Source organism: Alteromonas pelagimontana (genome assembly GCF_002499975.2).
GTDB classification, from domain to species: Bacteria; Pseudomonadota; Gammaproteobacteria; order Enterobacterales; family Alteromonadaceae; genus Alteromonas; species Alteromonas pelagimontana.
Genome location: NZ_CP052766.1, coordinates 3,222,733 through 3,236,950, shown reverse-complemented (window position 1 = coordinate 3,236,950; position 14,218 = coordinate 3,222,733). Strand labels below are relative to the sequence as shown.

Sequence of the window (14,218 nt, the reverse complement as noted above, 5' to 3'; positions counted from 1 at the left end):
ACTAAAGCGCCTGTTTCAGCATCACGTTTAGCATACCATAATCAATTTTCTCATTAGCTAACAAAGGCCAGGCCTCTAGAGTGACAAGACGACGAGATTTTGGTGGTGCTGTCAGTATTTGATCGAAATATTTCTTAACAAGTTCTTTGTCGGTAGCAAGACAAAAAGCAGCAATAACATTTTCTTCGCCGCAGCATCTTACGGATAAACCGACTTGGGCAAACTGTCTTTCCAATTCATCAAGGTTGACTCGCTCGCCAAAAAGCTTCGCAATGCGTTTAGTGCGACCGGTAATGTAAAAATCGCCTTCGCTATCGAATTCGGCAAGATCGCCGGTAGCGAGCCATTCTTTCGGTACAAACGCAGCCAGTTCCCTCGAAGTCTCGACATAACCCAGCATGGTATTTTCCCCTCGATAGTATAACTCTCCTTCGGTATATGCTGTGCTAATCCGGTCGCCAGAAAGAGAGCGCAGCTCCAACTCACCGCCGGGAATTGCCTGCCCGACAGAAGTTGGCTTGTCCCTAACCTTGTCAGCGTCAAGAAAGGCAATTCTTGCGGTAGCTTCCGTCTGCCCGTACATGACAAAAAACTGCTTATTATGTGTCTTTGCGTAGTCAGCGAGTTGTTGAGACACGTCGGGGTCTAACCGCCCACCAGCTTGCGTAAAATAACGTAAAGAAGGCAATTCCTGTCGGGTAAAACGCAAGCGTATCAACATTTCATACCAATGTGGCACACCGGATAAAGAGGTCACCGGCAAAGACTGCAACAATCGCCAAAATTCTCTTTCCATTACGGTCAACGTAGTCATAGCAATGGTGGCTCCACAGGCTAAATGGGAGTGAAGTACCGAAAGCCCGTAGGAATAGGAAAAGGGTAAAGTAGCTAAGGTCCGGTCATCGCTACGTATGGGAAGATACGTAAGAATCGACTCCGTGTTTACGTGTAAATTACGATAAGACAATGCCACGCATTTTCCGCTTCCCGTTGAGCCGGAAGTAGCCATAAGCAGTGCCAATTCGGGGTGCAACGACAGGGGCTGAGACGCAGATGCCTGAACCGTATTTTCCTCGACTATTAAATGAGGATTAAAACGCTGAATAAAATCTTTTTTTGCAGTTTCCTGAAGTTTGGTATTGATGACTAACACCGGAAGACGAAACCGCAGACAGGTCAGGTAATTTACTACGCTGTCGATAGTATTATCCATAAACAGCATGACCAGTGGTCGCGCCAACTCGTTGCGCAAATGCTGACGCCATTGTTCCCTGCGATGCTCTATCCGCCGCAGAAGTTCACAATAGGTAACGCTGCTGGTATCATCCTTTAAAGCAATGCGTTTGTTTGCAGCATGTTGCTCTAAATTATCGACAACACATAACATTGTGGTCACGGTGAAAAAATACCGTCGACAGGCAGAACGTGCCCTGAGGTATAGCTTGCCTGATCGCTTAGTAAGTAAAAAACAGCATTGGCTACTTCGCTCGCCATTCCGGCACGTTGAAATGCAATACGCGAGACTACCGCTTCCCTTGCGTGTTCTTCGTAATGTTCGGTGAGGTGAGTATCAATAAAACCTGGAGCGACAGCATTCACCCGTATGCCGATGGGCGCCAGTTCTTTTGCCAACGACTTAGTTACGCCAGTCAGTGCCGCTTTTGTTGCGGCGTAAGCGCTCATGCCGCTGCTTCCGTGCTCCCCCACCTGAGACACAATATTCACAATACTGCCTTTGCGCTGACGAGACATAAGCCTGGCGGCCAATTGCATATGCTGGTACGGCGCGAGCAGATTCACGTTTAACTGCTCCTTAAACTTATCGAGGCTACTGATACTAAGAGGCGCTTCAAACATCAAACCAGCATTGTTAACCATGCCCCAAAGGGGGCCAATACCAGTCTGCATCTGTTGTTTCTGAATTTGCCGGAAAGTTTCTTTAACGGCTCTTTCGTCAGTCACATCATAAATCAGTGGCACTACTTTTTCGCCCCAGCTTTTAGCCAATTGAGTAAGCTTCGCCTCGTTTCTGCCGCCAGCAAACACAGTCGCACCACCCGCCAGACAACGAGAAACAATAGCCTGCCCCAGCCCGCCTGTGGCGCCGGTGACTAACACCGACTTCCCTTTTAGAGGGGCATCAGAACCCAATGTCATATTTGCTTAATATCGATTTTGCTTTTCCCACTGAACTCATATCAATGATATCGTCAGTGTCTAGCATGACATCGAAGGTATTTTCCAGTTCGGCAATTAGAATCATGTGTGCCGTTGAATCCCACTCTTTGATGGTATTATAGGTCAGGTCATCAGTTACCATATCAGGTGCAACACCTAATGCCTCGCAAAAAGCATCCACTAATTTCTGTTGATTGTTCACTAAAACCTCTTCACTAACTAAGACTGGCGCGTTCGAGACAGCAATCGCTTAAGCATAACAGTTTGCCGCTCGTAGGCCTCTTTTTGCAAGCTGAGTTCAAGTAATTTTTGCTGACTGACGATTTCATATCCTAGTTGTTGATTATATTTGATTGCAGCCTGATTGGTGGCCTTTACCACCGCATGAAACGACTGAGTTTGCAGCTCGTTAAAACAAAAATCATACATCGCAAGAGTAGGCGCAAAAGCCAGGATGTTGCCCTGATAATCGGGATCACCGATATAAAGCCCGGGTTCCAGTTCTTTTGCTGTATGTACGCGCTCACCGACATGACGCGCTTTTATATTTGTAGAGCCGATACAATGGCCCTGATATTCCACAATCCAGTGGTACTGAGAATCATCCCGGCTAACTTTCATAAACCACGCTGCTTGCTGCTCAGCACTTATATATTGAGAATCCAGCATTTGCTTGCTTACAAACGCAGAGTTACGCCACTCTCGCAGTTGCTCAAGATCACTGTAAACAACAGGACGAAGGTGCACGGAGTAACCAGTAATATAAAAGTCCTTCTGTTGCTGTTTGATAGTTATCATTACAATGCTTCGCTTATCACTTCAAGCACACGAATAGCGCCTAGCGCATCATGAAGCTTGCTGGCCTTGGCCGACATTTCCTTAAGTCGGTGTTCATTGAAGAATAACTCAGTTAACGCACTGGATAACCGCGGTTCCGGAAACTCTGTTGTGCAATCAAAAAACTCACACCAGCCTTGCGAACGTGCAAGGTTTGTTGCCCCGCGCTGGTTCTCTGCCACCATCAACAATAGTGACGGTGTTTGGCACACGGCTAACTCGAACTGGCTTCCTCCCGCAGCACTAATTGCAACGCGTGCGTGGGACCATACGTCAGCCATGTTCTGGCAGTTGTGAATATGCTGAACTGCCAAAGGCGATTGCGCAATAAATCGTTCCAGCGCTGGTAGATTTCTATAGCCGGCGCCTGTAACAACCCTCACCGGCACCTCGGGAAGCGTTTGTTGTAGTAGTTGTAATACAGGCAGCGTCAAGCTCATTGGATCGCTGCCGCCCAGATTGACCGCTATTCCGTGGCGCGCCTCTATCGAAGGCAGTGATAAAACCTGAAACTCTCTGCGCAACAAGCGATATTTATCGCCGGTGCATAAGCGGAGCGATGCCTGGCTCTGCAGATACAACTCATCGTATTCACGCGTTGCCGGGTTAATTACAATGTCTGCAAAAGCCGTTAATGCGTTACTTCCGTCATCCAGCACAACCACGCTAGTCTCACAGTTCCGTATGGGTACCAAGAGCTCAGATGTAAATGAGTAACCATCGACAATCAACGCTGATGCGTTTACAGCATTAAGTATTTCGCGAATCCAACTGCCTTCTTCGTGCTGACTTTCAAAAATCGGTACTGATATAACATCGTACGTCCAGTCATGCCTAGCTCTTGCCAGGACTTTACCTTCTTCACTTAGCAAGAAAATGCTTGGGATCGATTGGTCTTCTGCAGCCTGAGCAATAGCCAAGCATCGCATTAAATGACCGAGACCAGATTGTGTAGAAGCTTCTACTCGAAAAACCAGTGGTCTCACGGCTTCATGTGCTCCCACTTTAAGGGCGTGCCTTTACGAATGTCATGATTTGCCCTTTTTCCGAGCACGGTCGACCAATGCCGTGGTGCCAATCCAAATGCAGGTCGTACAATCTTTAAATTAGCGGCTGTCAGCACTTCCCCTGCCGGTATATCTTCGCTGACGTAAATGGAACGTCGATATTGCTTAGCAGCTTCCTCGGCATGGGTGCCGCCGTACCGAACCTTGCCGATTCCCTGCCAGGCTCTTTCTGTTTCTGTCACCAAAGAATGCATTTCGTCGGGCTCAAGTGAAAAGGCGGCATCGACGCCACCGGCATTGCGGTCCAGCACAAAATGCTTTTCAATTACAGTAGCGCCAAAGGCGACAGCAGCGACAGCGACTCCTATTCCACCGGTATGATCACTCAGTCCCACCTGACACCCGAACGCTTCCCTCATATTGGGAATGGTGGCCAAATTCGTATTGCCGGGGTTGGCGGGATAGGTGCTGGTGCATTTGAGTAAAACAATATCATCGCACCCAGCATCTCTTGCACATTCTACTGCCAGTTCGATATCCCGCAGGGATGCCATTCCCGTAGACATTATCAGAGGCTTACCTTTACCCGCAGCATAAGCAATCAGCGGTAAATCGTTTAGCTCAAAAGAGGCAATTTTGAAACAGGGGACGTTTAATTCATCTAAAAAATCAACAGCGTCGTTATCAAAGGGAGAACTAAACGCTATCATTCCCAACTCTTCTGCGCGTTTGAACAGCTGTTCATGCCATTCATAAGGCGTAGCAGCTTTAGCGTACAGCGAATGTAGCGATGCTCCATACCACAGGCTGTCTTTTTCGTTGATCACAAAATCGCTGCTTTGAACGTCTAAAGTCATACTGTCAGCGGTATACGTTTGCAGCTTAATAGCATGAGCACCGCTTTTAGCCGCAGCTTCAACCATCGCCAGCGCAAGCGACAAGTTCTGGCTGTGATTGCCACTAAGCTCTGCAATCACAAAAGGAGGTTCTTCAGGACCAATGGTCCGCCCTGCTATTTGTACACTACGCATTGTTTTCTCCTTAAGAAGGACAAGATACCGTCTATTACCTACGTTTGATAGACTGGTCCTGCAGGCATTTTATGGAGAAATCCGGCCCAGCTTTCCGAATAACCCAACTTTTTAGTCATATCAGGGAATCGCTACGTAAGCTCTGTACATAAGCTCAGCGCGCTGCCAATCCTCTGGTGTGTCTATGTCCTGCACCAGATAACGAGGCAAAATAATCGGTACACTGTGAGGCGCAAACATGGGCTGATTACTGAGCCAACCGTGGGTGGTGCCCCAGTAAAACTGCCCGGCGTCGTGGTAACACTCTTCCAAATCCTGAGAACGCATACCCATTTTACTTTCATCCAACGGCTCTACTCCTTCACCAGCCAATCGAATAGCGCGCTGGATGGGAAAGGCGAAGGAGGTTACAGAAAAAGCAAAATGCTTCGAAAGATCATGACTTAGCCGTGAGCAGCCTTCCTGCAATTTATCAGCACGTAGAAAAGGCGCAGTGGCATAAATGCAGCAGACGTAATCTACCGCACGCACGTGAGACTGGTAATGGCTAATAGCATGCTGAACTACTGGAAAGGTACCTACCAAATCATTAGATAACGACTCCGGCCGCTTTATAATATATGAAGCACCAAAGGATTGGGCGATATCGGCGATTTCCTGAGAATCAGTGGTAACGATAATTTCATCAAAAAGCTCACTTTTTTTAGCAGCCGCCAGAGAATAAGCAATCAAAGGCTTTCCAGCGAAATCTCTTATGTTTTTGCCGGGGATACGTTTACTGCCGCCCCGAGCGGGTATAACAGCTATTCTCACATTAGCACCTCTTTTAACTGGCGAATAACCTCATCTTGCATATCGGCCGTAAGTTCAGCATATAAAGGTAGCGTAATAGCTCGTTGATAATATTTTTCGCTTGCTGGGTACTGGCCCTGAGCAAAACCGAGTTTTTGATAATAAGGATGCCAGTGAATAGGAATATAATGCACATTTACACCAATGCCTGCATTTCGCAAAGCTTCAAATACCTGCTTTCTATCATGATGCAGTAACTCGATAACGTACAAGTGCCATGCGCTTCGGATATTGCCCGGAGGCCGAATAACGGGAAGTTCAGCCAGCGCCTTGTGATAATACTCTGCTTTTTTCCTACGAGCGTGAATAAAGCTGTCCAGGCGCTTTAGCTGCGCTAATCCGAGCGCGGCATGAAGGTCGCTCAAGCGATAGTTATAGCCCAGACACTGCTGCGCGTAATACCAGGCTTCGTCAGAGTGACCTGCTGGAAGAAGCTCTTTCTCACGGGTAATACCATGACTGGCATAAAGTCTGAGCTTCTGCGCCAGGTCTGCGTGATTGGTAAGTACCGCCCCGCCCTCAGCTGTGGTAATCGATTTCACTGGATGAAAGCTCAACACCGTCATGGAGGAACAATTACTCCCTCCAATTTTATTGCCATCGAAATCTTCACCGCCTAGTGCATGCGCACCATCTTCAATTAGAGTGATATTATAAGGTTTGACTATGTCGGCAATCTGACGCATATCACAACTGCTGCCAGCAAAATGCACCACTACCAATGCTTTAGGCAGAGCTTTCTGCTTTGCTGCATGATGAAGCTTTTCTTGTAGTAACGCCGGGCTCAAATTACGGGTATCCGGATCAATATCAACAAAATCGACCGATGCTCCGCAGTAAAGCGCACAGTTCGCAGACGCAGCAAAAGAGTTAGGTACTGTCCAGACAATATCGCCAGCTTCAATGCCAGCGGCAAGACACGCAATGTGTAAACCAGACGTCCCACTGTTTACAGCCACTGCATGACTTGCTCCTGTATACTCACAGAGCGCTCTTTCAAACGCTGGAACCTGCTTTCCCTGCGTAAGAAATTCGTTTTTTAAAACATCGACAACGGCGGCAATATCGGCATCATCAATGTTGTGCTTGCCGTAAGGGATCATGCAGTTAGCTTGTCCAATTCCTTTAATTCTTCAACTGTTAGAAAGTGGGGGTTTTTCCCGGAGTGGTATTCAAATTTTTCTGAGACTGCATGCCCTTCCTCGCCTAGCCGGTTCTTCATATAGTCGACATTTTTATCGAAAAACGTAATGGCTGGCGCAATGACATAATGATTGTCAAACTCAATAGAATGGTGAGCCATTTCCTCGGGCACCATAAGTTCATGAAGCTTTTCCCCAGGGCGAATACCAACAGTCTCATACTCGCGCTGGCCGCTCATAGCTTCCACTAAATCAACAATTCGAATAGAAGGAATTTTGGGCACAAAGATCTCTCCTCCCTGCATCCGAGAAAAGTTCTTTACAACAAACTCCACACCTTCATCCAGTGTAATCCAGAACCGTGTCATCTCAGGATGAGTCACCGGCAATAACTTTTTACCCTGTGCTAGCAAATGACGGTAAAATGGCACCACAGAACCACGAGATCCAACTACATTGCCATACCGCACTACTGAAAAACGCGGACCCTTTGCGCCGGAAATGTTATTTGCTGCTACAAAGAGTTTATCTGACGCCAACTTGGTGGCACCGTAAAGGTTAACCGGATTCGCTGCTTTGTCGGTAGATAACGCTATCACCCGCAACACGTTGCTAGCAATGGCCGCATCAATAACGTTTTGGGCGCCATTAATGTTCGTTTTTATACATTCATTGGGGTTGTATTCAGCAGCAGGAACTTGCTTTAGGGCAGCGGCATGAACCACCAGATCGACATCTTTCATTGCGGTAATCAAACGATCCTTATCCCGCACATCACCAATAAAGTAACGCATACAGGGCGCGTCGAATCGCTGCTGCATTTCAAATTGTTTTAGTTCATCGCGAGAATAGATTATGATCTTTCTGGGCTCGGCACTTTCGAGTAAATACGAAACGAACCTCTTACCAAAAGAACCCGTTCCACCTGTGATTAATATCGACTTTTCGTTAAACTGACTCATCTTTTACCTAATTCAGGACAGCGTTTCAATAGAGCTTCTTTATTGGCTCTCTGCTCTTCCATAGTAATTTCCCGAAATATCAAGTCTAAAGCGGTAACTTCTGTCATAAAAGATAGTCTATCTCCCGTCCCGATCATTTTCTCACTCGTTATAAGCCTAGTTTTTTTCAACAGAATGAATTCAAAACCATCATATATATAGAACGACGATATCCAACTGAGGTCAAAAAAATCCTCAACACATTGCAGCTTCGGATCAATCATAATTTTCGGTATTATAATAAATTCTGCAAAGTTAAAGGTAGAGGCCAGGATAGCAATGTTCACCCGATGCAAGTCATTATTAGAGAAAGGGCAATTTTCGTCCATAAAATTTCCCGGTAGAAACAACACTCGTTTAGTGGAGAACATATCATAGCTCTCTCTCAGCAAGTCAAAACATTTAAATATAAATACTTGATTATCTTGTTCCAAATTTAAAGTATTAATATTACTTTTCGAAACAAAAATAAATCTAAATAAATCTGCATTTAGCGCAGGAAGCGGAATTCTCCCGGGACCAGAAAAAGGTAAAAGAAACATCTTTTCCTCAGGCAATATTTCGTACTTATAGCCTAATTTTTCAAGGTAACGAGGATAAAAAAATTTTCGACGTTCGGAAGCAAAGCTAGAGATAAAATCAAAACTGTCTATATCATAGTTAAGCGAAACCGTCATTTCTGCTAATGTAGCACGCCATTTATTATGGAGTTGATTAAATATTGCTACACGAGATTCATCATTTTTTACTGATAAAGCTCGCATAAACGCGCTATTAATGTAATTCACGGTCCCATTAAAATAGTAAAATATTAAGCTTTTGTTATACCTAAAAGAGTCCAAGAGCAAATCGCGCTGCTTTTCAATTAACGCTGCTGCTTCATCAGTTGAGGTCACCTCAGCGGCAACTAATTCGTTAAGCTCATCAAGTTCTTTAGACAGAGCGCTGTGCTGGTATGTGTTTTTGACATGATTTATACTTTCTTTATCAAAATATTTAAAGCAATGCGTCTTTAACAATCGAAGACAATTGCGCTTAATTTGAGGATTATTGACCACAAACACATCTTCGGGATACAGCGGCTGTGCTCCAGCGATTTTAGCCCCGTCGTTTGGATTATAGACTTCGCACCTTCCTTCTATGGCTTGCTCCATCATGCGTTTGGCAATCTTGAACTCAAATTTTGTATAAACTTTATCGCGAAGATTCCCTTCCACCAAAATTGAAACGTCGTTGTCCTCGGAATAATCGTAAAGCTGCTCACCATCGTCCTTATAGTATCCTGAAGATTTTGAATGGTGGTGACCGGTATTAACAAATCCCATATCCACCCCACACAAATAGATCTGTCTAAAACCAATGGTGGTGATAAAATCAGCGGCAAAATTTGTAACCGTGGGGTAAGATTTACCTAACATTGCCCACTTATGCTCAGGAAATATTCTGGCAATACTAATACTAGCCGATTCTCCTTCTTTAAACGCAAGAAACGTATCGCGGTATAAGTTACAAGCATCTGGATGTACTCCATTGCAGCTGATTAAACTGATATTTTTTAGATAGCTAAAATCGCCCACTCGAGCCGCCCAATCGAAAGTGGATCGGTTAATCTCAATTTCAGCATGAAAATCCGGGGTAATCCCGTGTCGGTGGAGGCTCTGCAGTGCTGTACCGCAGGATACAACGATCACCTGTTCTTCGTGTTCTTTAATTAATGGCAGTAAACTGTCTAAAGAAGGACCGTTGCCCACAATAAATACTGGTGTATCTTTCATTTCGGCCGACAAAAAATCAGACGCGTTTCTAACCAAAAACGGAATCTTATTCTCCAGCGCCCAAGTGGTGTGAGTGATACAGTATCGCGAATGGTCGAAGTAATCTCCCATGGCGATTATTACCTGAAGTTGCTCGCGCAGTTCTGCAATGGCACGAATTAGCGCTACGTTATAATAGCCTTGATAGAAGTATGTACTGGCAAGGATATATGGGCCAACTGCGTGAAACTGCGACAGCAAGTCGCCCACGAGGTTACTTCCATCGTCCCCTATATCCAGATAAATGCGTGCATCTGTTTCGTCAACTATCTGGAGAACTTTTGCCCAATCGATTGCAAACAGAGATGCGTAGAAATAATCTTTGTTCGGTTCACAAATAAATAATTTTTCAACTTTATATTTTTCGAATATATAAGGTAATTGATAACCGGCGCCCATACCAAAAATAATCATAGACTTAATTGTTGCTAACAACTCCCCTTTATATTCCTCAATTTCCTCGAGCACTGGTTGAATCTTTTCCACAAACTGATAATGAAGGTAAGGGTTAAGCTTTTTCCCTGCGTAGCTTAGAATTAAGCTATCTTTGTTAGGTTGTTCGGCAAAGTCTTCAAAGCTTTTCAAACAGTCTTCAATGGGACTTGATCCATATAGTGGCATTAGCGTTTCTTTATGAAAAACGTTTACTTCACCTGAAGTATTTGCCAGAGGCGTCCAATGGGCCGGTTGATAATCCTTGAATTGTTGGTGTATAGCGGGAAAATATTTTTTTAAAGCTTCTAAGTTGGCTGTAAATTGCTCTAGGTTGAGATGTTCTGCCGACCATTGTGTGTGGTCTGTTGGAGATTGCCATGCACTTAAATAGTTTTCATTTGGGAGTGTTTTTCTTGAACCGGGATCCCAGCGCTTAAACATCTCCCAGTTCTCAGTTGCCAGCTTTTCACTTACCTCATTAAAAACCTCTTGAGGATAATGCTGGAACAGATAAAAATCTGATATAGGTACGTTAGCCGCAAGCTCTTCAATGTGTGCCGCCAATTCACTGCCGTCTTTACCGATTTGCAGATAAAGGCCGGTATTTTTCTTTTTCGCCAGCTCTAACGTTTGCTTCCATTGCATTGCGCTTATAGAACAGCGGATATAGGCTATATTGGGTTCGTAGACGATCAGGTGATTAATCTGAAAACTCTGTATTAACTGCTCCACGTGGAAACCCAAGCCGAACCCTAGTACAACCATTACGTTAATTTTGTCAGGTAAAGGCTGGCTTTTCCGGTATGTTTCCGCTGCTGTGCTTTGAAGGCCATCAAGAAAAGGTCGCAGTGCCGGCTCCTCACCATTGGAAAGAGGACTAAGCTCCACTCGCAAAGGATATTCAGCGAAGTATCTCACCTGCTCTTGCGCTTCTTCATACGGATGTTCACCGTATAAAACTCTCCCCGACTGATAATCAACGATATTAAGCTCGCCATGCTTATTACACAACACCGACACACTACTGCTTTTATCAGCAAGTAAATAGTTCCGGATGTTTGGCATATAGCGCTGAATCGCGTTAAGGTTTTCACGCTGCCGTTGATCGATTTCCTTAGCAGCTTGCTGTTCAAGTGCATGCTGCCGAAATTCATCAGAATCTACATGCAGGTGAATGTTTTTTAGCATGTTACTTGTACTTTTTAGTTGCGGCCTGGCTTCGAATGAAGTGGCTAATGTCATCTTTAGCAGATTTTAGCAATCTTTGCGCCATCTCTTTCAACGAATTATTGACGGCTAACTCTTTCTTGGCAAATAATTTTTTATTTTCTTCAGATAGTTGAGGTAAGTACGAGCGGATAAAGGTGTCACGGGACTGGATGAGTGAGTTGAGCTGCTGATATCGATCCATTTCCTCCATATCTGCACTCAAAAGCTCAACCAGCTGTTGATTAATCTGGTTGAGCTCGTCAGGCGTTTCAGTATGAGTAAGTTCGAATAGTTTCACACAGCTTGTCGTTTTTGACGCTGGGCTTCTAAAGCTTCCTGTTTGGCAGCTTCAGGAATCTGTAACCACGCATCTCGTATTGGAGATAACAAATTAGTCACTTCGTCGAGGATCTGCAAGTCATTTTTAACGTGTGCATCGGTAAGGCGTTCTACCATATAGTCATACAGCGCATACATATTTTGCGCAACTTCGCCACCCACGTTCAGGTCCAGTGTATCGCGCAAATTAATCAAGATGGCAGTAGCTTTAGATAAGAATTCACCCTTTGCAGCGATTTCCTTCCGCTCCATTGCACCTTTTGCGTAGGCAATTCGATCCAGTGCACCTTGCATTAACATTAAAGTAAGGCGGTGCGGATCAGCGTTCGCAATTTCTTGTTTCAGATTACCTTTACGGTATGCGTTTATACCTTTAAGCGACATAACTATTCCTACAATTAACCTAACGAAGCCAACAGCGCAGAACTGGTTTGGTTCAGCCTGGATACGGTTTGGTCTAAATTTAAATATTTATCACGTAATATTTGTTCATAGCTGGCCATGCGCATTTCCAGCTTTTCACGATCATCATATAACTGAGTCTGATCGTCTTTTGCCGCACGTTCGCGCACTGAAAGTAATCCACGAGACGAGGTATATTGCTCCAGATAATCGTACAGCTTTACAGCCATTCCTTCTTTTTCATCAGCAAATAACTTGGCTACTTCATCAAAATTGTCTTCCAGAGCGTCAGTAAGCCTTTCTTCACCTGATCCCAATCCAAAATCGGAAGTACCGATTTCCAGCTTACCGTCAGCGTCCATCTCGATGCCTAAGGAGAAGAGCCCGCCTAATTCAGAGCCGTTGACGCGGCCTCCTATAATAGACGCCAGACCTGTCTGAATGCCTCGAATAAGCGAATCTCCTGCCAATGCACCATCATCCTCTAATTCGGATTCACCGTATCTGGTCAGCTTCTTAACTTCATCAATCATACTGTTGTATTTTTCTACAAAGCTCCGAATTTTTTCTTCCGTCGCTTCACTGTCATAGCCAATCTTCAGAGTGGATGCCTGAATCGTGACACCGTCCGCGGCAAACGGTGATACTTCTTTAGCCTCAAACGATACATTTTGTATGGTGTTTTCAAATTTATTGGTTGCGCTTTCCACCGCAATACCATCAATTGTAGCCTTAGCATTGGTAGCCGCCTTAACCGGAGAAAGGTAAGCAGCAGACTCCGCTGAATCTGTCGTCGCAAGGCGGTTCAACTCAGGCAAATCATTATCGTTGATAATGCTCAGATCGTTACCAGCGCCTGTTACCTCAGATGTAAAAACAAGCTTAGCGCCGCCAGATGCCGTGCCGGTATCAATAATATTGGCGCTAACGCCGAAGTTATCTGCATTTTTATTAATCGCTTCGCGAAGTTCGGCTAATGTCATTCCGGCAGTAACGTTTACCGTAAAACTGTCGTCCGTATTGCCAATTTTAAAGGTCAGCGATCCACTTCCCGCACTTAGTACAGAATCAGTTGTGGCGGCAAATCCTCCATCAGCAGCACTGGCAGTCTCTATCCGACTACCGGAAGCCAGTTCAGAAACGGCAATTTTATAGTTACCTTCCACCGCTGAAGAAGAGGCCTCCGCAGTAAAAATTTCGATATCTTCAGAGGGGTGCGTAATTGTGGGTTTGCGACCATTAATGTCTTTGTCGCTTTTTAATTCCTTGACGACATCTTTAAATTCGGAAAGCTTAGACTTAATCTGTCCAAGACCAGAAATCTCCGACTCAAGCTTTTCTTCACGCTGGGTCAGACGATCTTCTTTTGGCTTTCTCTCAGCTTCCAGCAATTGCTTGACCAAATCATCAAGCGCGAGCCCGGAACCAACACCTAACGACTGAATTGACATTGCTTACCTCACTAAACCCGATTATTTAAAAGTACGCCCACGCTACTGCCTACGTCTTCCTGAAGTTCCTTAATGCGTTCTGCTAATTTTAGCACTTCTTCAGAGGGAATTTGTCGGATTATATTGCCCGACTCAGAATCCCTTACGGTAACCACAGAACGTTGCGTTTCTTTATCTATGGTAAACGACAGATTACGCGACTGAACCTGTAAAAATGCTTCAACCGCTTGTGCGGCAGTTTCAACATCGAGTTGTTTACCCTCACTGGCTTCTTTATCGGCTATTACACTATTTACTTGAACATTTTTTTGAGACAACGTGTCTTTGCTGACGTCAACTTTCTGGTCAGCATTTCCTGCCGAACTAATTAGCGTTTTCTCAACCTGCGGTACGGAGCTTCGCACCATATCATGAGCAAACGTATGACCAACTTGTGCTTTTGCAATTTCCATAGTAAACCCTCTTATCATTGAAACAAGAAAACGGGAGCCTGCATAACAGACACCCGTTTTATGTTTTA

14 protein-coding genes are annotated in these 14,218 nt (G+C 44.9%); all 14 read right to left on the bottom strand.

The window, feature by feature from the left end; translation table 11 throughout:
• Nucleotide 1 precedes the first annotated feature (1 nt).
• A complete protein-coding gene (locus CA267_RS14220) occupies nt 2-1,387 on the bottom strand; it encodes an AMP-binding protein (protein ID WP_232367652.1) in 1,386 nt (461 codons plus the stop codon).
• Between the two features lie 5 nt (nt 1,388-1,392).
• Nucleotides 1,393-2,157 (bottom strand): SDR family NAD(P)-dependent oxidoreductase, encoded by a 765-nt coding sequence (locus CA267_RS14215; protein ID WP_075610602.1) that lies wholly within the window; start codon nt 2,155-2,157, stop codon nt 1,393-1,395.
• Nucleotides 2,141-2,380, bottom strand: a complete 240-nt coding sequence (locus tag CA267_RS14210) for an acyl carrier protein (protein WP_075610603.1) — start codon at nt 2,378-2,380, stop codon at nt 2,141-2,143. Before CA267_RS14210 ends, CA267_RS14215 begins: the two co-directional genes overlap by 17 nt.
• 17 nt (nt 2,381-2,397) lie before the next feature.
• On the bottom strand, nt 2,398-2,976 hold the full coding sequence (locus tag CA267_RS14205) for a GNAT family N-acetyltransferase (protein WP_075610604.1): 579 nt from the start codon (nt 2,974-2,976) through the stop codon (nt 2,398-2,400).
• Complete coding sequence (gene pseG / locus CA267_RS14200) at nt 2,976-4,001, bottom strand: UDP-2,4-diacetamido-2,4,6-trideoxy-beta-L-altropyranose hydrolase (protein WP_170669067.1); 1,026 nt, start codon at nt 3,999-4,001, stop codon at nt 2,976-2,978. The genes CA267_RS14205 and pseG overlap by 1 nt, the downstream gene beginning before the upstream one ends.
• Nucleotides 3,998-5,053 (bottom strand): pseudaminic acid synthase, encoded by a 1,056-nt coding sequence (gene pseI / locus CA267_RS14195; protein WP_075610606.1) that lies wholly within the window; start codon nt 5,051-5,053, stop codon nt 3,998-4,000. Before pseI ends, pseG begins: the two co-directional genes overlap by 4 nt.
• A gap of 120 nt (nt 5,054-5,173) precedes the next feature.
• Nucleotides 5,174-5,866: a pseudaminic acid cytidylyltransferase gene (gene pseF, locus CA267_RS14190; protein ID WP_075610607.1), complete on the bottom strand. Its 693-nt coding sequence runs from the start codon at nt 5,864-5,866 to the stop codon at nt 5,174-5,176.
• A complete protein-coding gene (gene pseC / locus CA267_RS14185) occupies nt 5,863-7,008 on the bottom strand; it encodes a UDP-4-amino-4,6-dideoxy-N-acetyl-beta-L-altrosamine transaminase (RefSeq protein ID WP_075610608.1) in 1,146 nt (381 codons plus the stop codon). Before pseC ends, pseF begins: the two co-directional genes overlap by 4 nt.
• Nucleotides 7,005-8,009, bottom strand: coding sequence for a UDP-N-acetylglucosamine 4,6-dehydratase (inverting) (pseB, locus tag CA267_RS14180; RefSeq protein ID WP_075610609.1), 1,005 nt, complete (start codon nt 8,007-8,009; stop codon nt 7,005-7,007). Before pseB ends, pseC begins: the two co-directional genes overlap by 4 nt.
• Nucleotides 8,006-11,485, bottom strand: coding sequence for a motility associated factor glycosyltransferase family protein (locus CA267_RS14175; protein WP_075610610.1), 3,480 nt, complete (start codon nt 11,483-11,485; stop codon nt 8,006-8,008). Before CA267_RS14175 ends, pseB begins: the two co-directional genes overlap by 4 nt.
• A gap of 1 nt (nt 11,486) precedes the next feature.
• A complete protein-coding gene (locus tag CA267_RS14170) occupies nt 11,487-11,804 on the bottom strand; it encodes a hypothetical protein (RefSeq protein ID WP_075610611.1) in 318 nt (105 codons plus the stop codon).
• Nucleotides 11,801-12,229 (bottom strand): flagellar export chaperone FliS, encoded by a 429-nt coding sequence (gene fliS / locus CA267_RS14165; protein WP_075610612.1) that lies wholly within the window; start codon nt 12,227-12,229, stop codon nt 11,801-11,803. Before fliS ends, CA267_RS14170 begins: the two co-directional genes overlap by 4 nt.
• Before the next feature lie 14 nt (nt 12,230-12,243).
• Nucleotides 12,244-13,698, bottom strand: coding sequence for a flagellar filament capping protein FliD (fliD, locus tag CA267_RS14160; RefSeq protein WP_075610613.1), 1,455 nt, complete (start codon nt 13,696-13,698; stop codon nt 12,244-12,246).
• Between the two features lie 11 nt (nt 13,699-13,709).
• Nucleotides 13,710-14,150 carry a flagellar protein FlaG gene (locus CA267_RS14155; protein WP_075610614.1) on the bottom strand — a complete coding sequence of 147 codons (441 nt, stop codon included), beginning with the start codon at nt 14,148-14,150 and terminating at the stop codon, nt 13,710-13,712.
• Between the last annotated feature and the right edge of the window lie 68 nt (nt 14,151-14,218).